Annotated in this window: 30 protein-coding genes and 4 tRNA genes; 2 read left to right on the top strand and 32 right to left on the bottom strand. The window is 41.1% G+C overall.

The genetic code is table 11. The features are described from left to right. Positions 1–19: 19 nt before the first annotated feature. The 32 genes from rplN to rpsU all read right to left on the bottom strand — a co-directional run bounded on the left by rplN (position 20) and on the right by rpsU (position 23,794). On the bottom strand, positions 20–385 hold the full coding sequence (rplN, locus tag BACINT_RS08250; RefSeq protein WP_007212076.1) for a 50S ribosomal protein L14: 366 nt from the start codon (positions 383–385) through the stop codon (positions 20–22). Between the two features lie 2 nt (positions 386–387). Continuing rightward, positions 388–657 carry a 30S ribosomal protein S17 gene (rpsQ, locus tag BACINT_RS08245; RefSeq protein WP_007662150.1) on the bottom strand — a complete coding sequence of 90 codons (270 nt, stop codon included), beginning with the start codon at positions 655–657 and terminating at the stop codon, positions 388–390. Further along, positions 654–851 (bottom strand): 50S ribosomal protein L29, encoded by a 198-nt coding sequence (gene rpmC, locus BACINT_RS08240; RefSeq protein WP_007212074.1) that lies wholly within the window; start codon positions 849–851, stop codon positions 654–656. Before rpmC ends, rpsQ begins: the two co-directional genes overlap by 4 nt. A 5-nt stretch (positions 852–856) precedes the next feature. Beyond that, positions 857–1,291, bottom strand: coding sequence for a 50S ribosomal protein L16 (gene rplP / locus BACINT_RS08235; protein WP_007212073.1), 435 nt, complete (start codon positions 1,289–1,291; stop codon positions 857–859). A 23-nt stretch (positions 1,292–1,314) separates the two neighbouring features. Continuing rightward, entirely contained in the window at positions 1,315–2,046 is a 732-nt protein-coding gene (gene rpsC, locus BACINT_RS08230; RefSeq protein WP_007212072.1) for a 30S ribosomal protein S3, read from the bottom strand. Positions 2,047–2,051: 5 nt separating this feature from the next. Next, positions 2,052–2,462: a 50S ribosomal protein L22 gene (rplV, locus tag BACINT_RS08225; protein WP_007662145.1), complete on the bottom strand. Its 411-nt coding sequence runs from the start codon at positions 2,460–2,462 to the stop codon at positions 2,052–2,054. Between the two features lie 34 nt (positions 2,463–2,496). Continuing rightward, entirely contained in the window at positions 2,497–2,766 is a 270-nt protein-coding gene (rpsS, locus tag BACINT_RS08220; protein WP_002558070.1) for a 30S ribosomal protein S19, read from the bottom strand. Positions 2,767–2,786: 20 nt separating this feature from the next. Beyond that, entirely contained in the window at positions 2,787–3,611 is an 825-nt protein-coding gene (gene rplB, locus BACINT_RS08215; RefSeq protein WP_007662143.1) for a 50S ribosomal protein L2, read from the bottom strand. A 5-nt stretch (positions 3,612–3,616) separates the two neighbouring features. Continuing rightward, on the bottom strand, positions 3,617–3,910 hold the full coding sequence (gene rplW / locus BACINT_RS08210; protein WP_007662142.1) for a 50S ribosomal protein L23: 294 nt from the start codon (positions 3,908–3,910) through the stop codon (positions 3,617–3,619). A gap of 16 nt (positions 3,911–3,926) precedes the next feature. Continuing rightward, the gene (gene rplD, locus BACINT_RS08205) at positions 3,927–4,553 is read right to left on the bottom strand and encodes a 50S ribosomal protein L4 (protein WP_007662141.1); all 627 of its coding nucleotides are present in this window, start codon (positions 4,551–4,553) and stop codon (positions 3,927–3,929) included. Continuing rightward, positions 4,553–5,170 carry a 50S ribosomal protein L3 gene (gene rplC / locus BACINT_RS08200; protein WP_007662140.1) on the bottom strand — a complete coding sequence of 206 codons (618 nt, stop codon included), beginning with the start codon at positions 5,168–5,170 and terminating at the stop codon, positions 4,553–4,555. Before rplC ends, rplD begins: the two co-directional genes overlap by 1 nt. A 19-nt stretch (positions 5,171–5,189) precedes the next feature. After that, complete coding sequence (gene rpsJ, locus BACINT_RS08195) at positions 5,190–5,495, bottom strand: 30S ribosomal protein S10 (RefSeq protein WP_002558075.1); 306 nt, start codon at positions 5,493–5,495, stop codon at positions 5,190–5,192. An 83-nt stretch (positions 5,496–5,578) separates the two neighbouring features. Next, positions 5,579–7,696 (bottom strand): elongation factor G, encoded by a 2,118-nt coding sequence (fusA, locus tag BACINT_RS08190; protein WP_007662139.1) that lies wholly within the window; start codon positions 7,694–7,696, stop codon positions 5,579–5,581. 52 nt (positions 7,697–7,748) lie between these two features. Then, entirely contained in the window at positions 7,749–8,225 is a 477-nt protein-coding gene (gene rpsG, locus BACINT_RS08185) for a 30S ribosomal protein S7 (RefSeq protein WP_007662138.1), read from the bottom strand. A gap of 155 nt (positions 8,226–8,380) precedes the next feature. Continuing rightward, a complete protein-coding gene (gene rpsL, locus BACINT_RS08180) occupies positions 8,381–8,785 on the bottom strand; it encodes a 30S ribosomal protein S12 (RefSeq protein ID WP_007662137.1) in 405 nt (134 codons plus the stop codon). Between the two features lie 117 nt (positions 8,786–8,902). Next, positions 8,903–9,211, bottom strand: coding sequence for a DUF3467 domain-containing protein (locus BACINT_RS08175; RefSeq protein ID WP_007662135.1), 309 nt, complete (start codon positions 9,209–9,211; stop codon positions 8,903–8,905). Between the two features lie 134 nt (positions 9,212–9,345). Then, the gene (gene rpoC / locus BACINT_RS08170) at positions 9,346–13,638 is read right to left on the bottom strand and encodes a DNA-directed RNA polymerase subunit beta' (protein ID WP_007662133.1); all 4,293 of its coding nucleotides are present in this window, start codon (positions 13,636–13,638) and stop codon (positions 9,346–9,348) included. A 94-nt stretch (positions 13,639–13,732) separates the two neighbouring features. Then, complete coding sequence (gene rpoB / locus BACINT_RS08165) at positions 13,733–17,545, bottom strand: DNA-directed RNA polymerase subunit beta (protein ID WP_007662131.1); 3,813 nt, start codon at positions 17,543–17,545, stop codon at positions 13,733–13,735. 104 nt (positions 17,546–17,649) lie between these two features. After that, a complete protein-coding gene (gene rplL / locus BACINT_RS08160) occupies positions 17,650–18,027 on the bottom strand; it encodes a 50S ribosomal protein L7/L12 (RefSeq protein ID WP_007662129.1) in 378 nt (125 codons plus the stop codon). 47 nt (positions 18,028–18,074) lie between these two features. After that, on the bottom strand, positions 18,075–18,593 hold the full coding sequence (gene rplJ / locus BACINT_RS08155; RefSeq protein WP_007662127.1) for a 50S ribosomal protein L10: 519 nt from the start codon (positions 18,591–18,593) through the stop codon (positions 18,075–18,077). 15 nt (positions 18,594–18,608) lie between these two features. Further along, positions 18,609–19,307, bottom strand: coding sequence for a 50S ribosomal protein L1 (rplA, locus tag BACINT_RS08150; protein ID WP_007662125.1), 699 nt, complete (start codon positions 19,305–19,307; stop codon positions 18,609–18,611). A 15-nt stretch (positions 19,308–19,322) separates the two neighbouring features. Next, on the bottom strand, positions 19,323–19,766 hold the full coding sequence (gene rplK, locus BACINT_RS08145) for a 50S ribosomal protein L11 (RefSeq protein WP_007662123.1): 444 nt from the start codon (positions 19,764–19,766) through the stop codon (positions 19,323–19,325). Between the two features lie 58 nt (positions 19,767–19,824). Continuing rightward, positions 19,825–20,367 carry a transcription termination/antitermination protein NusG gene (gene nusG, locus BACINT_RS08140; RefSeq protein WP_007662121.1) on the bottom strand — a complete coding sequence of 181 codons (543 nt, stop codon included), beginning with the start codon at positions 20,365–20,367 and terminating at the stop codon, positions 19,825–19,827. Positions 20,368–20,379: 12 nt separating this feature from the next. Beyond that, positions 20,380–20,571 (bottom strand): preprotein translocase subunit SecE, encoded by a 192-nt coding sequence (gene secE / locus BACINT_RS08135; RefSeq protein ID WP_007662120.1) that lies wholly within the window; start codon positions 20,569–20,571, stop codon positions 20,380–20,382. 14 nt (positions 20,572–20,585) lie between these two features. Then, positions 20,586–20,658 (bottom strand) — tRNA-Trp (locus tag BACINT_RS08130). A gap of 54 nt (positions 20,659–20,712) precedes the next feature. After that, positions 20,713–21,897: an elongation factor Tu gene (gene tuf / locus BACINT_RS08125; RefSeq protein ID WP_007662118.1), complete on the bottom strand. Its 1,185-nt coding sequence runs from the start codon at positions 21,895–21,897 to the stop codon at positions 20,713–20,715. A gap of 50 nt (positions 21,898–21,947) precedes the next feature. Continuing rightward, positions 21,948–22,019: transfer RNA gene (locus BACINT_RS08120), tRNA-Thr, on the bottom strand. Positions 22,020–22,035: 16 nt separating this feature from the next. Then, a tRNA-Tyr gene (locus BACINT_RS08115) sits at positions 22,036–22,118 on the bottom strand. A 42-nt stretch (positions 22,119–22,160) separates the two neighbouring features. Further along, positions 22,161–22,234 (bottom strand) — tRNA-Thr (locus BACINT_RS08110). Positions 22,235–22,329: 95 nt separating this feature from the next. Next, positions 22,330–22,629, bottom strand: coding sequence for a ribosome hibernation-promoting factor, HPF/YfiA family (gene hpf / locus BACINT_RS08105; protein ID WP_007662117.1), 300 nt, complete (start codon positions 22,627–22,629; stop codon positions 22,330–22,332). Positions 22,630–22,645: 16 nt separating this feature from the next. Beyond that, positions 22,646–23,530, bottom strand: coding sequence for a tyrosine recombinase XerC (xerC, locus tag BACINT_RS08100; protein ID WP_007662116.1), 885 nt, complete (start codon positions 23,528–23,530; stop codon positions 22,646–22,648). Positions 23,531–23,602: 72 nt separating this feature from the next. Continuing rightward, positions 23,603–23,794, bottom strand: coding sequence for a 30S ribosomal protein S21 (rpsU, locus tag BACINT_RS08095; protein WP_007662115.1), 192 nt, complete (start codon positions 23,792–23,794; stop codon positions 23,603–23,605). Between the two features lie 409 nt (positions 23,795–24,203). Between rpsU and BACINT_RS08085 the strand changes: the two genes are divergently transcribed. Together BACINT_RS08085 and BACINT_RS08080 are read left to right on the top strand one after the other, a co-directional pair. Further along, complete coding sequence (locus tag BACINT_RS08085) at positions 24,204–25,985, top strand: aminopeptidase P family protein (RefSeq protein ID WP_007662113.1); 1,782 nt, start codon at positions 24,204–24,206, stop codon at positions 25,983–25,985. 26 nt (positions 25,986–26,011) lie between these two features. Beyond that, positions 26,012–26,527: a gamma carbonic anhydrase family protein gene (locus tag BACINT_RS08080; protein WP_007662112.1), complete on the top strand. Its 516-nt coding sequence runs from the start codon at positions 26,012–26,014 to the stop codon at positions 26,525–26,527. Positions 26,528–26,537 lie beyond the last annotated feature (10 nt).

Here is a 26,537-nt window from a genome sequence, read left to right as displayed (position 1 = left end):
ACTTAAATCTTTTACAAAATTAAAGTACTTCAGGAGCGAGTGACACAACTTTCATGTTAGTAGCACGAAGTTCACGAGCTACCGGACCGAAAATACGACTACCTCTAATCTCGCCTGCGTTGTTCAACAACACACAAGCATTATCATCAAAACGTATATAAGAACCATCGGGACGACGGATTTCTTTCTTAGTACGTACGATCAAAGCTTTAGACACTGCACCTTTTTTAATATCACTTGAAGGGATGACGCTCTTTACAGAAACAACAATTACGTCCCCCACTGAAGCATAACGACGACCCGTACCGCCCAAAACGCGAATACAGAGAGCTTCTTTTGCTCCACTGTTATCACATACTGTAATTCTGGATTCTACTTGTATCATAATTACTTAGCTCTTTCAATTATTTCTACCAATCTCCATCTTTTAGTCTTGCTCAAAGGACGAGTCTCCATAATAAGTACAGTATCACCGATATTGCACTCATTTTTTTCATCATGAGCATGGTACTTCTTAGTCTTGCTAACGAACTTACCATATATGGGGTGTTTCTCTTTAAACTTAGCTGCTACTGTAATGGTTTTATCCATCTTATTGCTCAGCACAACCCCAGTTCTTTCTTTTCTTAAATTTCTTGCTTCCATCAAGCTCATCATTTATTGTTAAGTTCTCTTTGGCGTAATTCTGTTTTCATACGCGCAATAGTCCTGCGTAATTGTTTGATCTGAGCAGGATTATCCAAAGGAGAAATAGAATGATTTAAAACCATTTGATTATAGTTTGTCACTTCTGCCTCTACTCTTTCTACCAGATCATTGGTAGGTATTTCTTTAATTTCTGCTATTTTCATATCCATTACGCATTTTGATTTTGAATATCATAATCACGTCTCACAACAAACTTCGTTGTAATAGGAAGCTTCTGTGCAGCTAAGCGCAAAGCTTCTTTTGCGATTTCATAAGATACTCCTTCAGCTTCGATAATAATTCTTCCCGGAGTAACAGGGGCAACAAAGCCCTCTGGAGCACCCTTACCTTTACCCATACGTACATCTGCAGGTTTTCTGGTAATAGGCTTATCCGGGAAAATACGAATCCAAATTTGTCCTTGACGTTGCATATATCTTGTCACTGCAATACGAGCAGCTTCGATCTGACGGCCTGTAATCCATTTTGTTTCCAAAGCCTTAATTCCAAAAGAACCGAAAGCCAACTGATTACCTCTTTGGGCAATACCTTTTTGACGGCCTTTTTGTTGTCTTCTGAATTTTGTCTTTTTCGGTTGTAACATAATTCCTAAAAATTCAAATTCGTTTAGCGATTATTTTTCTTTCTTTTGAAGTTCTTTCCGCCATTGTTTCCGCTATTGCTTCCACGACCGCTTTCTTTGCTTTGCGTAAAGTTCGGAGCTAATTCTCTCTTACCAAAAACTTCACCTCTACAGATCCAAACTTTAATGCCGAGAAGACCAACCTTCGTCAATGCTTCTGCATGACAGTAGTCGATATCTGCTCTGAAAGTGTGCAACGGAGTTCTTCCTTCCTTATACATTTCAGAACGGGCCATTTCAGCGCCATTCAAACGTCCTGAAATCTGAATTTTGATACCTTCAGCACCCATACGCATAGTGTTAGCGATAGCCATTTTAATGGCACGGCGATAGGCAATCTTTCCCTCTACCTGACGAGCGATGTTATTAGCAACAATAACAGCATCCAACTCAGGTCTTTTCACTTCGAAGATATTGATCTGAATATCCTTATCGGTAACCTTCTTCAACTCTTCTTTCAACTTATCAACTTCTTGGCCACCTTTACCGATAATAATACCCGGACGTGCAGTACAAACGGTAATAGTCACGAGTTTCAGTGTACGTTCAATTACGATTCTTGATACACTAGCTTTTGCAAGTCTAGCGTTCAAATATTTACGAATCTTGCTATCTTCCAGCAGAGAATCGCCGTAATTATTTCCACCATACCAATTGGAATCCCATCCTCTGATAATTCCTAAACGGTTGCTTATTGGATTAACTTTTTGTCCCATTTACCTTAATTTTGATCTTCGTTATTACTTTTAGAACCAACGAACAACGTTACGTGATTTGAACGCTTACGAATTCTGTAACCTCTACCCTGCGGAGCCGGTCTCATTCTCTTGAGTGTAGCACCACCATCAACAAAAATCTTTGTTACGAATAACTCGCCACTTTCAGCTTTACGTTCGTTTTTCTGCTCCCAGTTAGCAATTGCAGAGCGCAGTAATTTCTCAACTCTGGCAGCTGCTTCTTTTGAAGAAAACTTCAAAACGCCAAGTGCTCTGTTCACTTCCATCCCGCGAATCATGTCAGCCACGAGACGCATTTTGCGAGGGGAAGTAGGAACATTCTGCAACTTTGCAAAATACATGGACTTAAGGGCTTCTTTTCTTTTTTCAGCCGATATTTTTTTTCTTGCTCCCATTATATTTATACTTTATTATTTCAGATAAATCCTGTTATTTTTTCTTGTTACCAGCGTGTCCTCTGAAAGTACGAGTTGGAGCAAATTCGCCCAACTTATGACCTACCATATTTTCGGTAACGTATACAGGAATAAATTTATTTCCGTTATGAACTGCAACTGTATGGCCTACGAAATCAGGCGAAATCATTGAAGCTCTGGCCCAAGTCTTAACAACAACTTTCTTGCCTGATTCATTCATAGCAAGAACTTTCTTCTCAAGCTTAACGTTAATATACGGACCTTTTTTTAATGAACGACTCATAGTTTACTCAATTAATCAGATTACTTCTTTCTTCTCTCAATAATATACTTAGACGATTGTTTCTTCGGAGCTCTTGTCTTAAGTCCCTTAGCGTACAATCCTTTACGAGATCTTGGGTGTCCTCCTGAAGCACGTCCTTCACCACCACCCATCGGGTGATCAACCGGGTTCATAACAACACCACGGTTACGCGGGCGACGACCCATCCAACGAGAGCGTCCAGCTTTACCTGAACTTTCCAACCCATGATCTGAGTTACCAACACTACCGATAGTAGCTTTACAAGTGCTAAGTATTTGTCTAACTTCACCTGAAGGTAATTTGATAACACAATATTTACCTTCTCTTGAAGTCAACTGAGCAAAATTACCAGCTGAACGAACCAAAGCTGCACCTTGACCCGGACGTAATTCAATGTTATGAATTACAGTACCAACCGGAATATTCTGAAGAGGAAGTGCATTACCGATTTCCGGAGCAGCACTCTCACCTGACATTAAAGTCGCACCTACTTGCAATCCATTGGGAGCAATTATATATCTTTTTTCTCCATCTGCATAAAACAACAAAGCGATACGAGCCGAACGATTCGGATCATATTCAATTGTTTTAACCACTGCAGGTACACCGTCCTTATTTCTCTTGAAATCTACAATTCTAATAATCTTCTTATGACCACCACCAATGTAGCGCATAGTCATCTTACCTTCGCTGTTGCGACCACCTGAAGATTTCTTGCCAAAAACAAGAGATTTTTCTGGTACCCGCGCAGTAATTTCCTCAAAGGTACCAATAATTTTATGTCTTTGCCCCGGTGTTGTGGGCTTAAATTTACGTACTGCCATTTCTTTTAAATATTGCTATAAAAATCAATAGTATCTCCTTCTTTCAACGTAACGATTGCTTTTTTATATGCATTCGTACGACCATTGATGATACCTGCTTTTGTATAACGGCTTTTGTTTTTACCGGCATACTTAACTGTATTTACATCAACTACCGTAACGTTATATAAGGCTTCAACTTCACTCTTAATTTCCAATTTGTTAGCATCAGGACGTACAATAAAGCCGAAACGATTGTTCGCCTTATCTGTAATCGCTGTCATTTTCTCTGTTACTAACGGTTTAATAATAATTCCCATTATTTAAGCCTCCTTTTTACATTAAGATATTGTCAATAGCCGAAAGAGCGCTTTCAGTAAACACAACAACCCCAGCATTCAATACTCTGTAAGTATTTAATCCTGAGAGAGTCTGTACATTTGCACTTTCCACGTTACGAGCCGACAAATATACATTTTTATTTGCTTCCGGTAAAATTACCAGCAGCTTTTTGTCAGAAACTTTAAGGTTTTTTGTCATTGCAACAAAATCTTTCGTTTTCGGAGCTTCAAAATTGAAGTCTTCTACAATAACAACCGCATTGTTCTGTGCCTTATATGCTAAAGCTGACTTACGAGCTAATGTCTTTACTTTTTTATTCAACTTGAAGTAGTAATCTCTCGGTTTAGGACCGAAAACACGAGCTCCACCGACAAGTACCGGTGAGTTCATGTCACCACGGCGTGCACCACCGCCGCCTTTTTGACGACCGATCTTACGAGTAGAACCACTAATCTCGCTTCTTTCTTTTGATTTATGTGTACCCTGACGCTGATTAGCCATAAATTGCTTTACGTCCAAATAGATAGCGTGGTCGTTGGGCTCAATTCCGAAGATAGATTCGTTTAACGTAATCTTTCTCCCAGTGTCTTCACCTTTAATGTTATATACGTTAACTTCCATTATTTCTCAATTATTACGATTGAACCTTTGCAACCGGGAACAGACCCCTTAATCAAAAGAAGGTTGTGATCCGGAAGAACCTTTAATACCTGTAAGTTTTGAACAGTCACTCTGTCGCCGCCAAGTTGACCACCCATACGCATCCCTTTGAATACTTTTGCAGGGTATGAACAAGCACCGATAGAACCCGGCTTACGAGCACGATTGTGCTGACCGTGAGTAGTCTGACCTACACCACCAAAACCATGTCTTTTAACTACACCTTGGAAACCCTTACCTTTAGAAGTTCCGATAACATCAACAAAAGTTGCGTCATTAAACAATTCTACGGTAACAGTATCACCCAGATTTAACTCTGTTTCAAATTCTTTGAACTCAGCCAAGTGTTTCTTGGGAGTTACTCCAGCCTTCTTAAAGTGACCCATCAACGGTTTAGTTGTATGCTTCTCCTTTTTATCCTGGAAGCCCAACTGAACAGCTGCATAGCCATCTTTTTCGACACTCTTAACTTGAGTAACAACACAAGGACCTGCTTCGATAACAGTGCATGGTACGTTCTTACCCTCGGCACTGAAAACGGATGTCATTCCGATTTTTTTTCCTAATAATCCTGGCATTTCACTTAAAATTTAAATACTAAACTTTGATTTCTACTTCCACACCACTCGGTAACTCCAACTTCATCAGAGCGTCTACAGTCTTAGCAGTTGAGCTATAGATGTCGATCAGTCTCTTATAAGAAGAGAGTTCAAACTGTTCACGCGACTTCTTGTTTACGAAAGTCGAACGGTTCACGGTAAAGATACGCTTGTGCGTAGGGAGAGGAATCGGACCGCTAACGATGGCGCCCGTTGCCTTCACCGTTCTTACAATCTTCTCAGCTGACTTGTCAACCAAGTTGTGGTCGTAAGATTTCAATTTAATTCTAATTTTTTGACTCATTAGTTTGATTAATTATTAAAGTTATAATAAGATAAAATTCCGTAGGCTAAGAGTCATTCGCTAGCCTACGGATTCTAAGTATTTTAGAGTAAATCAGCACGTCCCTTTACTTCTTCCAATACTGCCTTAGCAATAGAGTTAGAAACTTGAGCATGATGAGAATAAACCATTGATGAAGTAGCACGACCAGAAGTTATAGTACGCAAAGCCGTTACATAACCAAACATTTCTGCCAACGGAACCATAGCTTTTACAATACGAGCACCTGAACGACTTGATTCCATGCCTTCTACCTGACCACGGCGCTTATTCAAGTCACCGATCACATCACCCATATTTTCTTCCGGAGTTACAACTTCCAGTTTCATGATAGGCTCCATAAGTACAGGACCTGCCTTAGCACAAGCACTCTTATATGCTTGGATAGCACAGATCTCAAACGACAATTGATCAGAGTCAACCGGGTGGAAAGAACCATCAAGCAATGTCACCTTCAGTGAATCCAAAGGATAACCAGCTAGTACACCATTCTTCATTGCAGTAGTGAATCCCTTTTGTACAGATGGAATGAATTCTTTAGGAATATTACCACCTTTCACTTCATCAATAAACTGCAAGCCTCCTTGAGTAAAGTCTTCATCAACCGGACCGATATTTACTATAATATCAGCAAATTTACCACGACCACCAGACTGCTTCTTATAAACTTCACGCAAGTTAACTGTCTTCGTAATAGCTTCCTTGTAGTTAACCTGAGGCTTACCTTGGTTACATTCTACCTTAAACTCACGTTTCAGACGGTCAATAATAATATCCAAGTGAAGCTCACCCATACCAGAAATAACCGTCTGGCCAGTCTGCTCATCAGTTTTCACAGTAAACGTCGGATCTTCTTCAGCCAATTTAGCCAAACCGTTAGACAGCTTGTCCATATCCTTCTGAGTCTTTGGTTCTACCGCAATACCAATAACCGGTTCCGGGAAATCCATAGATTCCAATACAATCGGTGCATCTTCATCACACAAGGTATCACCAGTATGAATATCTTTGAAACCAACACCTGCACCAATATCACCAGCACCAATAACTTCAACCGGATTCTGCTTGTTTGAGTGCATCTGGAACAAACGAGATACACGTTCTTTCTTACCAGAACGAGAGTTGTAAATATAAGAGCCTGCTTCTATTTTACCCGAATAAACACGGAAGAAAGTCAAACGACCTACATAAGGGTCAGTTGCAATCTTAAATGCTAAAGCAGAAGTTTTTTCGTCATCACTAGGCTTACGATCTTCTTCAGCCCCTGTGTCAGGATTTGTACCAACTACATTTTCTGTATCCAATGGAGACGGCAAGAATGCACAAACATAGTCAAGCAAAGTCTGTACGCCCTTGTTCTTAAATGAAGAGCCACACAACATCGGAACAACTGCCATCTGCACTGTAGCATTGCGAAGAGCTCTCAATACTTCTTCTTCTGTAATAGTAGAAGGATCATCAAAATATTTCTCCATCAAAGCATCGTCAAACTCCGCCACTTTCTCAAGCATTTTGTCTCTCCACTCGTTAGCTTCGTCTACCAGATTAGCAGGAATTTCTTCCACTGTATAGTCAGCGCCCATTGTTTCATCATGCCAATAAATAGCTTTCATCTTAATAAGATCCACCAGACCTTTAAAAGATTCCTCAGCGCCAATAGGAATAACTATCGGACACGGATTAGCTCCCAAAACAGCCTTCATCTGGCGCACAACCTCAAAGAAGTCAGCACCCGAACGGTCCATTTTGTTCACATAAGCAATACGTGGCACATTATATTTATCAGCCTGGCGCCATACAGTCTCAGACTGCGGTTCAACTCCACCTACTGCACAGTATGCAGCAACAGCACCATCCAAGATACGCAAAGAGCGCTCTACTTCAGCAGTAAAGTCAACGTGTCCCGGAGTATCAATCAAGTTGATTTTATAAGTATCACCTGCATATTTCCAACGAGTTGTAGTAGCAGCAGAGGTGATAGTAATACCACGTTCTTGCTCCTGTGCCATCCAGTCCATTGTAGCAGCACCATCATGTACTTCTCCAATTTTGTGAGTCAAACCCGTATAGAACAGGATACGTTCAGAGGTAGTTGTTTTTCCGGCATCGATGTGAGCCATGATACCAATATTACGCGTCAAATGTAAATCTTGCTTAGCCATTTTTTAATTCCTTTTACTTTAAGTTTTTAATCTATCGGTTATTCTTATAGTATTAGAATCTAAAATGAGCAAATGCACGGTTAGCTTCAGCCATTCTATGCATATCTTCTTTACGTTTGTAAGCACCACCTTGTTCATTATACGCATCCATGATCTCAGCAGCTAACTTATCAGCCATTGATTTACCACCACGCTTGCGAGCAAAAATAATCAGGTTTTTCATTGATACTGACTCCTTACGATCCGGACGTATTTCAGTCGGAACCTGAAATGTAGCACCACCTACACGACGAGATTTAACCTCAACTTGCGGAGTTACATTATCCAAAGCCTTTTTCCAAATTTCAAGGGCAGACTTTTCTTCGTTAGGAAGTTTTGCTTTTACTGTTTCCAAAGCGGCATAGAAGATTTCATAAGAGGTATTCTTCTTTCCGTCATACATCAGATGGTTTACGAATTTTGAAACCTTTTGATCATTAAACACGGGATCCGGCAGGATAACGCGTTTTTTGGGTTTTGCTTTTCTCATTTGTTTGAAAGAATAATGTTTTTCGTTCTTGGTTGTTTACTTCTTGACTTCTTCAACTCCCCCTCCGGAGAATTTACTCAACCTTTAGCATTTCCAATAAACTAAAACGTAAGTTATTACTTTTAATTTAACTGTTTACAGTGTAGGGCTATCTATTATTTTTTCTTAGCCGGTGTAGCTTGCTGTCCTGGTTTCGGACGCTTAGTTCCGTATTTAGAACGTCTTTGAGTACGACCTGCAACACCTGCAGTATCCAATGTACCACGAACAATGTGATAACGTACACCCGGAAGGTCCTTAACACGACCACCACGTACTAATACAATAGAGTGTTCCTGCAAGTTGTGTCCTTCTCCCGGAATGTAAGAGTTCACCTCTTTACCATTGGTCAAACGTACACGTGCAACTTTACGCATTGCAGAATTCGGCTTTTTCGGAGTGGTTGTATACACTCTCACGCAAACGCCACGTCTTTGAGGACATGAATCAAGAGCCGGTGATTTACTTTTCTCCACCAACACCTCGCGTCCTTTTCTTACTAATTGCTGAATTGTAGGCATTTTAATTGTTTTTAATTATATATTATTGTTATATTAATTTCGTAGCTATACACTTTTGGGCTGCAAAAATACGAATAATATTTGAATAATCAATGCACTACAAGTTTTTTTTTAATTTCAAGCTTCCCCTTTGACATTCGTCATAGGCGGAATTGGTTGTTCATCCAACAACCTGATAGTACCAAATGTACGCTCATATTTACCAATATTTTCTTCCAAAGCACGCAATAGTCTCTTAGCATGCTCCGGTGCCAACACAATACGGGATTTTACACCAGCTTTAGGCATTCCCGGCATCACCCGTACAAAATCAACAATAAACTCAGAGCTGGAGTGTGTAATCACAGCTAAATTGGCATATATCCCCTGCGCAATATCTTCTTTCAGTTCAATTTGTAAATGATTATTCATTTCCTGATTTTCCATTTTCACTTTACGTTTAGAATTTAAATATTCAAAGGTAAGAATTATATTTTATTCCAAAAACAAAAGAGGAGACATCCTTTTAAAGACATCTCCTCTTTCCTATTTAATAATCAATTGACTGTATTTATTACATATTATTCTTCAACATCCATTGAGTTATAATCAAGAACCGTTTTCTTATTTGCAAGAATACGATCATATTCCTCTTTAGAGCCAACAATTATCTTTTCATATTCACGTTGACCAGTACCGGCAGGTATCAAGTGACCACAGATAACGTTCTCTTTCATACCTTCCAACTTATCAATCTTACCATTGATAGCAGCTTCGTTCAAAACCTTTGTAGTTTCCTGGAATGAAGCAGCTGACATGAAGCTTGAAGTTTGCAAAGCAGCACGAGTTATACCCTGAAGAATCTGAGTAGAAGTTGCAGGAACAGCATCACGCACTTCAACTGGTTTCAAGTCACGGCGTTTTAGCATACTGTTTTCATCACGTAATTTGCGAGCAGTAACAATCTGTCCCGGCTGCAAATTCTGAGAATCACCAGCATCAACAACCACCTTCTTACCCCAAATACGATCATTTTCTTCCATGAACTCCAACTTATCCACGACCTGTTGTTCCAAGAAGCGAGTATCGCCCGGTTCATCGATTTCAACTTTACGCATCATCTGGCGAACTATAATTTCAAAGTGCTTATCATTAATCTTCACACCCTGCAGACGATATACATCCTGTACCTCATTTACGATATATTCCTGCACAGCCGTAGGACCTTTAATAGCCAAAATATCAGCAGGAGTTGTAGCACCGTCAGACAATGGAGTTCCAGCGCGTACATAGTCGTTCTCTTGTACCAGAATCTGTTTTGACAACGGTACCAGATACTTCTTAACTTCACCAGTCTTAGAAGTTACGACTATTTCACGATTACCACGTTTAACCTTACCCATTGTAACCTCACCATCAATTTCAGAAACAACAGCAGGATTAGACGGATTACGAGCCTCAAACAACTCTGTTACACGTGGAAGACCACCCGTGATATCACCAGCCTTACCAACTGCACGAGGTATTTTCACGATAACTTCACCGGCTTTTACCTTTTGCTTGTTTTCGACAACAACGTGACCACCCACAGGGAGGTTATATGTACGAATCAAGTCACCGTCTTCTGTCATAATGTGAGCTGTCGGAACTTTCGTCTTATCCTTAGACTCAATGATGATAATTTCGCGCAGACCGGTAGACTCATCAGATTCCACCTTATAGGTGACATTCTCGATAACACCTTCAAACTCAATCCTACCTGTAGCTTCCGTTATAATAACAGCGTTGAACGGATCCCAGCGGGCAATCATCTTACCTTTTTCTACGACCTCACCATCAGCTGCATAAAGAGTAGAACCATAAGGTACATTATGAGTAGAAAGAACAATACCAGTATTCACATCCACAAAGCGTACTTCAGCCAAACGACCTACTACCACCTTTGCCGGTTCGCCTGCTTCATCTACCACATCTACAGTACGAAGTTCTTCAAATTCCAGACGTGCCGGATTCTTAGCTGTGATACTTGCATTGGCTGCAATATTGGCAGCCGTACCACCGGCGTGGAAAGTACGCAACGTCAACTGCGTACCCGGCTCACCGATAGACTGTGCAGCAATTACACCAACAGCCTCACCTCTCTGAACCATCTGGCTCGTTGCAAGATTACGCCCATAACATTTTGCACAAACACCCTTCTTCGATTCACAAGTCAATACAGAACGTATTTCAACACTTTCAATCGGAGAATCCTGAATCTTCTTAGCAACTTCTTCGGTTATTTCTTCACCACCTGCAACCAGCAATTCACCTGTTGTAGGATGAACAATATCATGTACAGATACACGGCCAAGGATACGCTCATACAATGTAGCAATGATTTCATCATTATTCTTCAAGTCTGTACAAACCAATCCACGGAGCGTACCGCAGTCTTCTTCATTAATAATCACATCATGAGATACGTCAACCAGACGACGAGTCAAATATCCGGCATCAGCCGTTTTCAACGCCGTATCCGCCAAACCTTTACGGGCACCGTGGGTAGAAATAAAGTACTCCAACACCGAAAGGCCTTCCTTAAAGTTTGAAAGAATCGGGTTTTCAATAATCTGACCACCCTCTGCACCTGCCTTCTGCGGTTTTGCCATCAAACCACGCATACCAGACAACTGACGAATCTGTTCTTTAGAACCACGGGCACCAGAATCCAACATCATATATACAGCATTGAACCCTTGATCATCACTCGAAATGGTCTTCATCAATATATTAGACAACTCTGAATTAACATGAGTCCAAATATCGATCACCTGATTGTAACGTTCATTATTGGTAATGAAACCCATGTTATAGTTGTTGATAACCTGCTCAACTTCATCATATCCTTTCTGTACCAATGCCTCTTTTTGTTCCGGAATGATAATATCACCCAAGTTGAATGACAAACCACCCTTAAAGGCCATTTGATAACCTAAATTCTTAATACCATCGAGGAAGTCGGCAGCTTTAGCCACACCACATACCTTAATTACATCACTAATAATATCACGAAGTGATTTCTTAGAAATAATGGTATTGATATAACCAGCTTCAGGGGGAACAATTTCGTTAACAATTACACGACCTACAGAAGTGTCATGCATCATTACGTCAACAACGTTTCCATTCTCGTCCACATCCTTCACAACAACGCTGATCGGAGCATGAATATCAACTTTACCCTCATTGTAAGCAATCAAGGCTTCTTCCGGACCATAGAATATCAAGCCTTCGCCTTTTGCACCCTTACGTAATTTAGTAATGTAGTACAAACCAAGCACCATATCCTGAGAAGGCACAGTAATAGGAGCACCATTCGCCGGGTTCAAAATATTATGAGATTGAAGCATCAACATCTGAGCCTCCAGAACAGCTTCATTGCTCAACGGCAAGTGAACAGCCATCTGGTCACCGTCAAAGTCGGCATTGAAAGCCGTACATGCCAACGGGTGCAGCTGAATAGCTTTTCCTTCAATCATCTTAGGCTGGAACGCCTGAATACCCAAACGGTGCAATGTCGGTGCACGGTTCAACAGTACCGGATGACCTTTCATTACATGTTCCAGAATATCCCAGATAACAGCTTCTTTACGATCTACAATCTTCTTGGCACTCTTCACGGTCTTCACAATACCACGTTCAATCAACTTACGTATAATGAACGGTTTGTACAGTTCAGCTGCCATTAATTTAGGAATACCGCATTCACCCATTCTTAATTCCGGACCTACAACGATTACCGAACGTGCAGAATAGTCAACACGTTTACCCAACAGGTTCTGACGGAAACGACCTTGCTTACCTTTCAAACTATCAGAAAGAGATTTCAAAGGACGGTTAGCATCCGTTTTTACTGCACTGGATTTACGTGAGTTATCGAACAAAGAATCAACAGCTTCCTGCAACATACGTTTTTCATTACGCAAAATTACTTCAGGAGCTTTGATCTCAATAAGTCTCTTCAGACGATTATTACGAATAATTACACGACGATAAAGGTCATTCAAGTCAGAAGTAGCGAAACGACCACCATCTAACGGAACCAATGGACGAAGTTCGGGTGGGATAACCGGTACAATACGTACGATCATCCATTCCGGCTTATTACGTCCACGAGATGCACGGAATGATTCAACAACCTGAAGACGCTTCAAAGCCTCATTCTTACGTTGTTGAGAAGCGTCGTTACCAGCACGGTGACGCAATTCATAAGACAATGCATCCAAATCCAGACGGGCCAGCAAGTCATAAATGGCTTCAGCACCCATCTTAGCTATGAATTTATTAGGATCTGAATCTTCCAGGAATTGATTGTCTTTCGGCAACTTCTCCATCAAATCCAGATATTCTTCTTCCGAGAGCAAATCATATTCAGCAATCTCACCTGACATCACACCAGCCTGGATTACCACATAACGCTCATAATAAATAATAGAATCAAGTTTCTTTGTAGGAAGACCCAACAAATAACCAATCTTGTTAGGAAGTGAGCGGAAATACCAGATATGAGCTACCGGCACAACCAACTGAATGTGTCCCATACGCTCACGACGTACTTTTTTCTCTGTCACTTCCACACCACAACGGTCGCAGACAATACCTTTGTAACGGATACGTTTGTACTTACCGCAATGACATTCATAATCCTTGATAGGACCAAAAATGCGCTCACAGAACAAACCGTCACGTTCAGGCTTATACGTACGATAGTTGATAGTTTCAGGCTTTAAAACTTCACCACTCGAATTCTCAAGGATTTCTTCCGGAGAAGCCAAACCAATAGAGATCTTCGAGAAATTACTCTTTATCTTGTTATCTTTTCTAAAAGCCATACTTTATTATATATAATTGAAAATTGACAATTGAATATTGACAATTAATAGTTGAGAGCAGATAGATTATCACCCCCAACTATTAATTATAGATTTATTCCAGATTGATGCTAAGGCCCAGACCTCTCAACTCATGCAACAATACATTGAGTGATTCAGGAATACCAGGTTGCGGCATCGGTTCACCCTTCACAATTGCTTCATAAGCTTTAGAACGGCCAACAACGTCATCGGATTTGATAGTCAAAATTTCCTGCAGGATGTGCGCAGCACCAAATGCCTCAAGCGCCCAAACTTCCATTTCTCCGAAACGCTGACCACCGAACTGTGCCTTACCACCCAACGGCTGTTGAGTAATCAGAGAGTACGGACCGATAGAACGTGCGTGCATCTTATCTTCAACCATGTGACCCAACTTCAACATATAGGTAACACCAACCGTAGCATGCTGGTCAAACGGCTCACCCGTACCACCATCATACAATTTAGTCTTACCATAACGTGGCAAACCAGCCTTGTCAGTCCACTCATTCAAGTCATCCAATGTGGCACCATCAAAAATAGGAGTTGCAAACTTAACACCCAAATTCTTACCGGCACGACCTAATACAGCCTCAAATATCTGACCAATGTTCATACGAGAAGGTACACCCAACGGATTCAATACAATATCTACCGGAGTACCATCAGCGAGGAACGGCATATCTTCCTGACGAACAACGCGGGAAACAATACCCTTGTTACCGTGACGACCTGCCATCTTATCACCTACACCGATCTTACGTTTCTTAGCAATATAGACTTTCGCCATCTGAATGATACCAGCAGGAAGTTCATCACCAATAGTGATAGCAAACTTCTTACGTTTCAGTTCGGCATCCAGTTCCTTATATTTCTTGATGAAGTTCATCACCAAATCACGAATCATACCGTTGATACGGTCGTCATTCGTCCAGTTACTCAACTGAATTGAAGTAAAGTCCAAATCACCGAAATCAGAAGGAGAAAATTTGGCACCTTTTGAGATAATATCAGCACCCATATAATCTTTCACACCCTCCGACACATAATTTTCTGTCAACTTCAATAGTTTTCTAATCAAGACACCTCTTAAATCAGCAACTTTTGCATCGAATTCATCATCAATCTTCGGCAACAAAGCCTTATCTGCCAATTTGGAACTACGGCTCTTGATTACACGTGAGAACAAACGCTTGTCGATAACAACACCCTTCAAAGAAGGAGAAGCTTTCAAAGAAGCATCTTTCACATCACCTGCCTTATCACCGAAAATAGCACGAAGCAATTTTTCTTCCGGCGACGGATCAGACTCACCTTTCGGTGTTATCTTACCAATCAAAATATCACCCGGTTGGATGCGAGCACCCACACGTACGATACCATTTTCATCCAAATCTTTAGTAGCTTCTTCACTCACATTCGGAATATCGGAAGTCAATTCTTCCATACCACGTTTCGTTTCACGAACCTCCAGTGAATATTCTTCCACATGAATTGAAGTCAATATATCTTCACGAACCACACGTTCGTTCAATACGATAGCATCCTCATAGTTATAACCCTTCCACGGCATGTAAGCTACCAAAAGGTTCTTACCCAAAGCCAACTCACCATTTTCCGTAGAATAACCTTCTGTCAGAATCTGCCCCTTCGTTACACGCTGGCCAATTTCACAAATAGGACGAAGGTCAATCGTCATATTCTGGTTTGTACGACGCCATTTCGGAATACGGTATTCTTTCAAAGCCGGTTCAAAACTTACAAATTCCTCGTCTTCCGTACGATCGTACAAAATACGGATAGTGGTAGCATCCACAAAGTCAATCACACCATCACCTTCAGCAGTAATCTGCGTCCGAGAATCGCGTACCAACTGACGTTCGATACCTGTACCTACAATAGGAGCTTCACTCTTCAACAAAGGAACTGCCTGGCGCATCATGTTCGAACCCATCAATGCACGGTTAGCATCATCATGTTCCAAGAAAGGAATCAAAGATGCAGCAATAGAAGCAATCTGCTGAGGAGATACGTCCATCAGTTCTACTTCATCCGGAGTTACAACCGGATAGTCAGCATCCTGACGAGCCTTTACTTTATCACGAATGAAAGTACCATCATCATTCAACGGAGCATTACCCTGAGCAATAATTTTAGCTTCTTCTTCTTCCGCAGTCAAGTATGCCAAACCTGCATCAGAAAGGTCTACTTTACCATTTTCAACCTTACGATACGGAGTTTCAATAAAACCAAGCACATTAATCTTAGCGAACACACACAAAGAAGAGATCAAACCAATGTTCGGTCCTTCCGGTGTTTCAATCGGACAAAGACGACCGTAGTGAGTATAGTGAACGTCACGTACCTCAAATCCGGCACGCTCACGCGACAAACCACCAGGACCGAGGGCAGACATACGACGCTTATGCGTAATTTCAGCCAGCGGATTCGTCTGGTCCATAAACTGGGACAAAGCATTCGTTCCGAAGAATGAGTTGATTACGGAAGAAATAGTCTTGGCGTTAATCAAGTCAATCGGAGTAAACACTTCATTATCGCGCACGTTCATACGTTCACGGATCGTACGTGACATACGAGCCAAACCGATTGCAAACTGGTTAGACAATTGCTCGCCTACAGTACGCACACGACGGTTACTCAAGTGGTCAATATCATCCACATCAGCTTTTGAGTTAATCAACTCAATCAGATACTTGATAATCTCAATGATATCTTCCTTAGTCAGGACGCGCACGTCCATATCAGTCGTCAGGTTCAATTTCTTGTTGATTCTATAACGACCTACATCACCCAAGTCATATCTCTTTTCAGAGAAGAACAGATTGTTGATAACTTCACGTGCACTGGCATCATCGGCAGGGTCTGCATTACGCAACTGACGATAGATATACAGTACCGCTTCTTTTTCCGAGTTACTCGGGTCTTTCTGAAGCGTATTATATATAATAGAATAGTCAGATTGATTCGGTTCTTCCTTGTGAACAAGAATGTTTTGAACGCCTGACTCTAAAATAATGTCAACATGTTCCGGTTCGATAACTGTTTCACGGTCTATTACAACCTCGTTACGTTCAATAGAAACAACTTCACCAGTATCTTCGTCTACAAAATCTTCAATCCATGTTTTCAAAACACGAGCTGCCAACTTACGCCCCAACACTCTTTTGAGATTCGTCTTATTGACTTTAATGTCTTCGGCTAAATTGAAAATTTCAAGAATATCCTTATCATTCTCAAAACCGATAGCTCTCAGCAAAGTAGTAACGGGTAACTTCTTCTTACGGTCAATGTACGCATACATGACATTGTTAATATCAGTAGCAAACTCAATCCATGAACCTTTGAACGGAATGATGCGGGCAGAATAAAGTTTGGTACCATTAGCATGTACGCTCTGACCGAAGAATACGCCTGGAGAACGGTGAAGCTGAGATACAACCACACGTTCCGCACCGTTGATGACGAAAGTTGCCTTATCCGTCATATAAGGAATAGGACCAAGGAATACGTCCTGAATAACGGTATCAAAATCCTCATGATCAGGATCTGTACAGTATAATTTCAATTTTGCTTTCAAAGGCACACTATAAGTAAGCCCTCGCTCTATACAATCATCAATAGTATAACGCGGCGGATCAATATAGTAGTCCAAAAACTCAAGAACAAAATTGTTTCTTGTATCGGCAATGGGGAAGTTTTCAGCAAATACTTTATACAGTCCCTCGTTCTTACGCTTTTCGGGTGGGGTATCCAGTTGTAAAAAGTCTTTGAATGACTTCAATTGTACTTCCAAAAAATCCGGATATTCAAGTGGATTTTTAGTCGAAGCAAAATTAATTCTTTGGTTTACAGTATTTGAAGACATCTGTTAATGGATTTGTAGAACTTAATTTTAAATATATACACAAAAAGGTTAAGAACCCTCTTCAGAAGGGTTCTTAACCGAATTACCTGATTTACAGGCTAATGTTATTTAAGTTCAACTTCAGCTCCAGCTTCTTCCAATGTTTTCTTCAATGATTCTGCTTCGTCTTTAGCCAAACCTTCTTTAACTACGCTAGGAGCACCGTCTACCATGTCCTTAGCTTCTTTCAAGCCAAGACCACAAGCTTCCTTCACGGCCTTAACAACCTGAAGTTTAGCTGCACCAGCGCTCTTCAATACTACATCAAAAGAAGTCTTTTCTTCAGCGGCAGCAGCACCACCAGCTGCAGGACCAGCAGCAACAGCTACAGCTGCAGCAGCAGGTTCAATACCATATTCTTCTTTAAGGATAGTTGCAAGTTCATTAACTTCTTTTACTGTCAAGTTAACTAATTGTTCTGCAAAAGCTTTCAAATCTGCCATTTTTGTATGATTTTAATTGTTTAATTACTAATTTGTTTATGAAAAATTTATTCGGGACGTTCACCAAGAGTTTTGAGAACTCCGTGAATGGTGTTTCCACCTGATTGGAGAGCAGAAATAACATTCTTGGCCGGTGATTGCAGCAAAGCAACGATATCGGCAATAACTTCATTCTTACTCTTAATACTAACGAGAGCATCCAACTGGTCAGCACCAACATAGAAGCTTTCTTCTGCATATGCAGCTTTCAGTCCGGGAATACCGTCTTTAGCTTTTGCTTTGATCAACTTAGCAGGTAAGTTGGCAGTATTACAGAACATAATAGCTGTAGTACCTTTCAAGCAACCATAAAGCGGAGAATAATCTTCTTCCAGACTTTCCAATGCTTTGTGAAGCAATGTATTCTTAATCAGCATCAATTTGATGTCTGATTTGAAACATTCTCTTCTCAACGCGCTTGTAGCAGCAGCGTTCATCGCAGTGATGTCTATCAAATAGAAGTGACTATATTCCTTTACTGTAGCAGCAATCTGCTCAATAATCGTACTTTTATCTTCCTTTCTCATTATTACTCCGTTTTATTAGATTTCTTCTACTGATTTCGGGTCAATCTTGATACCTGCACTCATTGTGCTAGAAAGATAAATACTCTTAATATATGTACCCTTGGCTGCAGTCGGTTTCAATTTATTCAAAGTAGAGATGAATTCCTTCGCATTATCACGAATTTGATCAACACCAAATGAAACTTTACCGATAGAAGTATGAACAATACCACTCTTATCAACTTTAAAGTCGATCTTACCTTGTTTTACTTCTCTTACAGCTTTAGCAACATCCATAGTTACAGTACCACTCTTCGGGTTAGGCATCAATCCACGAGGACCGAGCACACGACCGAGTGCACCAATTTTACCCATGATAGACGGCATAGTGATGATTACATCCACATCAGTCCATCCACCTTTGATCTTTTCAATATATTCGTCAAGACCAACGTAGTCAGCTCCGGCTTCTTTTGCAGCAGCTTCAGCATCCGGTGTACAAAGCACCAAAACGCGTACAACTTTACCAGTACCATGAGGAAGTGATACAACACCTCTCACCATCTGGTTCGCCTTACGCGGGTCAACGCCCAAACGCACGTCAATATCCAGTGAAGCATCAAACTTAGTATAGGTGATTTCCTTTACCAAAGATGCAGCTTCTTTCAGTGAGTATGCTTTCCCTGCTTCAATTTTTTCTGCAGCCAACTTTTGTTTTTTTGTCAGTTTACCCATTCTAATTGAAGTTTATTAGTTATTAACCGGGAACTCCCCTTTTACAGTGATACCCATACTTCTAGCCGTACCAGCAACCATTGTCATGGCAGCTTCTACAGTGAAACAGTTCAAGTCCACCAATTTGTCCTGAGCAATCGTACGAACCTGTTCCCAAGTAATCTCGGCAATTTTCTTACGGTTAGGCTCAGCAGAACCACTCTTTACCTTAGCTAATTCAAGTAATTGAATAGCAACGGGAGGAGTCTTGATTACAAAATCGAAAGACTTATCTGCGTAGTAAGTGATAATCACAGGAAGAATTTTTCCTGCTTTGTCTTGGGTTCTGGCGTTGAATTGCTTGCAAAACTCCATGATGTTAATACCCTTTGAACCCAAAGCAGGTCCTACGGGAGGTGATGGATTTGCCGCGCCTCCTTTAATCTGTAATTTGATTAGTCCAGCAACTTCTTTAGCCATTTTTTTATTGATTTATATATAAACATTAATCAAAGAACACTACAGCGTAACACCTGTATTATTCTTTTTCAACTTGCATAAAGCCCAATTCGAGCGGAGTTTTCCGTCCGAATATCTTTACCATAACCTTGAGTTTCTTCTTCTCGGTGTTCACTTCTTCAATGATACCACTGAATCCACTGAACGGGCCGTAATTTACTTTCACAGTTTCACCGACTACATACGGGATACTAAGCTCTTCAGTAGCATCCTGTAGCTCGTCCACCGTACCAAGTATACGATTCACTTCCGATTGTCTCAGGGGAACAGGTTTATCCGATCCACCTAAGAATCCAATCACATTAGGAGTATTTCTCAAGTGGTGAGCTACCTCACCAACCAGAGCTGCCTCCACCAAAACGTAACCAGGGAGATAACTTCTCTCTTTCACAATTTTCTTTCCATTGCGAACCTGATAAACCTTTTCGGTAGGAATCAATACCTGAGATACATAATCACCAAGGTCGCTGTTTTTAATATCAGCTTCAAGGTATTCCTTCACCTTAGCTTCTTTTCCACTAATAGCACGCAGGACGTACCATTTCTTTTCAATCTCAGACATTTTCCCTCGTTTTTAGTGTGGATAAATAATTTTCTCCATTACGTTCTGGAAACAGAAGTCCATCGCAAATACTACCAATGCAATAAGCAGGGAAGCATATAAAACAACTACTGCACTGTTAGTAAGTTCAGAATACGTAGGCCACGATACTTTATGTACAAGTTCGTCGTAAGTTTCTTTAATATAAGCTACAATCTTCTTCATTTCAAAAATATTAGCACGGGAGGAGAGGCTCGAACTCCCGACACCCGGTTTTGGAGACCGGTGCTCTACCAACTGAGCTACTCCCGTGTGAACATAATCAGTTCCCGATATACACCGGGAACTGATTAAAATATTTGGTAATTAGTCAAGAATTTCAGTAATCTGACCTGAACCTACCGTACGACCACCTTCGCGGATAGCAAAACGCAAACCTACGTTCAGAGCTACCGGATAGATCAATTCTACGTTGATTTCTACGTTATCACCAGGCATCACCATTTCAGTTCCTTCCGGAAGAGTGATTTCACCTGTACAGTCCATAGTACGCAGATAGAATTGAGGACGATATTTGTTGTGGAACGGAGTATGACGACCACCTTCTTCTTTTTTCAAAACATAGATAGAAGCTTTGAATTTAGAGTGAGGTTTAATCTGACCCGGTTTACAAAGAACCATACCGCGTTTGATTTCATTCTTATCAATACCACGAAGCAACAAACCAACGTTATCACCAGCTTCACCCTGATCCAGCAATTTGCGGAACATTTCAACACCAGTTACAACAGATTTCTTATCTTCACCCAGACCGAGGATTTCAACTTCGTCACCTACATGAATGATACCAGTTTCGATACGACCAGTAGCAACAGTACCACGACCAGTAATAGAGAACACGTCTTCAACCGGCATCAAGAACGGTTTATCAACATCACGCGGAGGCAGCGGAATCCAAGTATCAACAGCATCCATCAGCTCCATAACTTTATCTTCCCATTTTTCTACGCCATTCAATGCACCAAGAGCAGAACCACGGATGATAGGAGTATTGTCACCGTCGAATTCGTATGCAGCCAACAGTTCGCGCATTTCCATTTCAACGAGTTCCAACATTTCTTCGTCATCAACCATATCGCACTTGTTCATAAAAACAACAAGCTTCGGTACGTTTACCTGACGAGCCAACAGGATGTGCTCACGAGTCTGAGGCATCGGACCATCAGTAGCAGCAACTACAATGATAGCACCGTCCATCTGAGCAGCACCAGTTACCATGTTCTTTACGTAGTCGGCGTGACCCGGACAGTCTACGTGAGCATAGTGACGGTTAGCAGTTTCATACTCTACGTGTGAAGTATTAATAGTAATACCTCTTTCCTTTTCTTCAGGAGCATTATCGATCTGATCGAAAGATTTAACTTCTGAAAGACCTTTCTTTGCCAACACTGTAGTGATAGCAGCCGTTAACGTGGTTTTACCGTGGTCAACGTGACCGATTGTACCGATGTTTACGTGCGGTTTTTTACGTTCGAATTTCTCTTTAGCCATAGCTTTACTTGTTATTTATTTGATTAATAATCAGCATTTACATATTCATGAGCTGTTACCGGGACTTGAACCCGGGACCTCTTCCTTACCAAGGAAGTGCTCTACCGCTGAGCTATAACAGCAAGGAGAAAAGAGGTGTGGGCAAAGATGGATTCGAACCACCGAAGGCGTAAGCCAGCAGATTTACAGTCTGCCCCATTTGGCCACTCTGGTATTTGCCCTTACAGTTAAATAAAGAACTCTTTTTCCTTAATTGTTTTTTGAGCCTCTTGTCGGATTCGAACCAACGACCCCGAGATTACAAATCACGTGCTCTGGCCAGCTGAGCTAAAGAGGCAATTACTCAAAAAATGCAACCGTTACGTTCTAGTGCGAGCGAAACGGCTGCAAATTTAGGCATTTATTTCTTTTCCGCAAAATTTTAGCGAAATTTTATTTGCTCCGTTGTTTTTCCTTGTACTTAACCAACTGTTTTTCTACGGCTTCGACACTTAAATCGATTGCCTCTTCAAACGTATCACAGATCTTACTTGCGTAAAAATCGCCGTTAGGCACAATCACCTTTACGCCGGCTTCTTTATTTTCTGCGGTTTCTGGTTTAACTACCTTTAATGACACCTCTACTTTCTTTATATCATCGTAATACTTCTCCAACTTTGCAACTTTCTTCTGAATAAAGACTTGCAATTGCTCTGACGCGTCAAAGTGAATTGATTGAATTCTTACTTCCATACTTACCTCCTTACTTTTAGGCCCGAGGATGAGCCAGGTTATACACTTTTTTAAGTTCTTCAAAAGTAGTATGCGTATAAACCTCCGTAGTCGCCAAACTCTCGTGACCGAGAAGCTCTTTTATAGCTCCGAGTTCTGCATCATGATTCAGCATAGTCGTAGCAAAAGTATGCCTCAACACATGAGGACTACGTTTCTTCAACGTTACTACCTTTGACAGGTTTCGTTTCACTAGATTTTCAACAATACTGCGAGAAAGACGCTCCCCATTCTCCCGGACAAAAAATGCATTCGTCCGAATCGGAACTGCTTCATTTCTAACATCGACATACTCCATCATTGCAATTTTCAACTCTTCGCCAAAAGGTATCAAACGCTGTTTATTTCGTTTCCCCGTCACTTTGATAAGTGAAGAAGAGAAATCTACATCTTTATTGTCCAATCCTATCAATTCTGAAAGTCTCACACCTGTGGCATAAAACATCTCAATAATCATATGATCACGACATCCCTTAAAGCCTTCACCGAAATCCACCTCATCCAACAATCTATCCATATCACTCTCCCGAAGGAAAGCAGGTAACGGTTTCTTATTTTTAGGCCCCGTTATCTTTTGCAATGGATTCACAGCCACTTCACCCTTCCTTAAAAGGAATTTATAAAATGACCTGAGCGAACTTAACTTCCGGTTTATTGAAGTAGAAGTATATCCCCTGTCCATTAAGGAAACAATCCATTCACGAACAAGTTCAGCCTTTACTTCCGATGGAGCCGAATCTCCAATTTCTTCTCTCGCAAACTCTTCAAATTGACGCAAATCTTCCCGATAAGACTTTATAGTCTCTTCGGAGTAATTCCGTTCGTACTGAAGATAGTCAAGAAAAGAGTCTGTCAACCACATATATCGCTACATCAAAAATCATGCAACGAATGTATGAAAAGAATTCAATAATTCAAAGGAAATTACGAATTATTAATCTTCTACTTGCTGAAGTTTTTGTACGTAAACTGCACGTTCTTTCTTAAGTCTGTTAACCACAGACGGTTTGTCAAACTGCTGTCTGCTTCTTAATTCCTTAACGATACCAGTTTTCTCGAATTTTCTTTTAAATTTCTTCAGCGCTTTCTCAATGTTTTCGCCTTCTTTTACAGGTACTACAATCATTTTCTTTTTATTAAAATGTTAATGGTTTAAAAATCTCACGATTAAATTGAGCGGCAAAATTACACATAGTTTCTTTATCCACAAAACTTTCCGCCAAAAATTCTATAAAAAGAAGAAAGATTATCCCAACAAGAAAACTCTCAGCCCCAGAGGAAAAGCAGACACACAGGACATATATCAGCAAAAGATGTTGACCGGAATAATACCCGTCCCATATCCAATCCGTGTCTGATCCGTATCTGCTCCATGTCTATATGTTTGGAGTTGGTACGGTGTTGGTACGGTCTGTGCATTAAAAAAGGCATTGGTTTCCTCTTATCAACGGACAAAGTACAGTAATCGGCAAAAGATATTCAAAGAAAGTGAGTATCTTTGAGGGATGAACGTTATACCTATATATAAATAGTATATGAGCCAGACAATAAACAATCGGATACAAGCCTTACGGGCTTTGTTCAGTCAAGAGGGCATACAGGCCTTTATCATTCCGAGTACGGACCCGCATCTGAGTGAATATGTTGCTCCCCATTGGAAATCCCGGGAATGGATTTCCGGTTTTACAGGTTCCGCAGGAACCGTTGTCGTTACTACCACTAAGGCAGGATTATGGACCGATTCCCGCTATTTCCTCCAGGCTGCCCTACAGTTGGAAGGTACTGAAATAGAGTTATACAAAGAAATGCTTCCTGAAACACCCAGTATCTCCACGTTTTTAAGTATGCAATTAGCTCCCGGTGACACCGTAGGTATTGATGGAAAAATGTTTTCTGCAGAAGCTGTGGAGGACATGAGAGTTAAATTACAGAAACACCGGATACGGCTGAAAAGTATTTCAGATCCGTTAGAGCAATTATGGACCGACCGACCGCCAATGCCGGAAGGTCCAGCTTTTATCCATGAAACGAAATATGCAGGAAAAAGCAGCACAGAAAAAATTTCCATTATCCGGGAAGAGTTGAAAAAGTGCAATGCCAAAGCATTATTCCTGTCGGCTCTGGACGAAATTGCATGGACACTCAACCTGCGCGGCAGTGATGTACATTGCAATCCTGTAGTTGTCAGCTACCTATTGATTGAAGAACAACATACACACTTTTTCATCCAACCACAAAAGATTACCCCTGTGGTTGCCAACTATCTAAAAGAAATAGGAGCAAGCCTGCACCCTTATGAGGAAGTGGAAACATACCTCAACCGGATAAATGTGGATAGCCTGCTCATTAACCCGGCTAAAACAAATTACGCCATGTATTCAGCTGTCAACCCCAATTGCAGAATCATTCATGGAGCTTCCCCGGTTACTCTGCTGAAAGCAATTCGTAACAAACAAGAAATAGCCGGAATACACGCAGCAATGCAACGGGACGGAGTAGCTCTGGTCAAATTCCTAAAGTGGCTGGAAGAGGTAGTCCCCACCGGCAAAGAAACCGAGATAAGTGTAGACAAAAAGCTGCATAACTTCCGTGCCGAACAGGATTTATACAAGGGAGAAAGCTTTGACACCATTGCAGGGTACAAAGAACATGGGGCAATCGTACATTACGAAGCGACTCCCGAAACAGATGTTCCTCTAAAGCCTGAAGGTTTTCTGCTATTAGATTCCGGCGCACAATATCTGGACGGAACTACAGATATTACACGTACGATTGCCTTAGGTAAACTAACCAAAGAAGAGAAAACAGACTATACATTAATATTAAAAGGGCACATCGCACTGGCAATGGCCAAATTTCCTGTTGGTACACGCGGAGCACAACTGGATGTACTGGCGCGTATGCCGATATGGCAACGGGGAATGAACTTCCTGCATGGTACAGGACATGGCGTAGGTCATTTCCTGAATGTACACGAAGGACCTCAGAGTATCCGGATGAACGAAAACCCGATACCCCTGCAACTGGGTATGCTGACATCCAACGAACCGGGCGTATACAAAGCAGGAAGTCATGGAATCCGGACGGAAAATCTGGTTCTGGTAGTTCCTGCCGGAGAAGGAATGTTCGGCAACTATCTGCAATTCGAGACTGTAACCCTCTGCCCTATCTGCAAAAAAGGAATTATTAAAGAACTGCTCACTACAGAAGAAATCGAATGGCTCAACAGCTATCATCAAACTGTATATGAGAAATTATCGCCAAGCCTGAACAAAGAAGAACAGGCATGGTTGAAGGAAGCAACAAGTAAATTATAACCACTAAATAGTAACCAGTATACAAAATGGCATTAATCAAATCAGTCAGAGGTTTCACTCCTGAATTTGGAGAGAACTGTTTTTTAGCGGACAATGCAGCCATCATCGGAGATGTAAAAATGGGACGTGATTGCAGCATTTGGTTCAGCACCGTACTGCGCGGAGACGTAAACTCCATCCGTATCGGAAACGGGGTCAATATACAAGACGGAAGCGTGCTGCACACCTTATATGAAAAATCAACCATTGAAATAGGCGATCACGTTTCTGTAGGGCACAACGTCACCATTCATGGAGCTACCATTAAAGATTATGCATTGGTAGGCATGGGCTCTACCATTCTCGACCACGCTATTGTGGGTGAAGGCGCTATTGTTGCTGCCGGCTCACTGGTTTTGAGCAACACGGTCATTGAACCGGGAAGCATCTGGGGTGGTGTTCCTGCAAAATTCATAAAGAAAGTAGATCCGGCGCAGGCTAAAGAGTTGAATCAGAAGATTGCACATAACTATCTGATGTATTCTAACTGGTATAAAGAGTAAAAAAGCGACA

It is taken from the genome of Bacteroides intestinalis DSM 17393, from assembly GCF_000172175.1.
Classification (GTDB): Bacteria; Bacteroidota; Bacteroidia; order Bacteroidales; family Bacteroidaceae; genus Bacteroides; species Bacteroides intestinalis.
The sequence above is the reverse complement of the archived record's forward strand: the minus strand, read 5'-3'. Positions and strand labels throughout refer to the sequence as shown.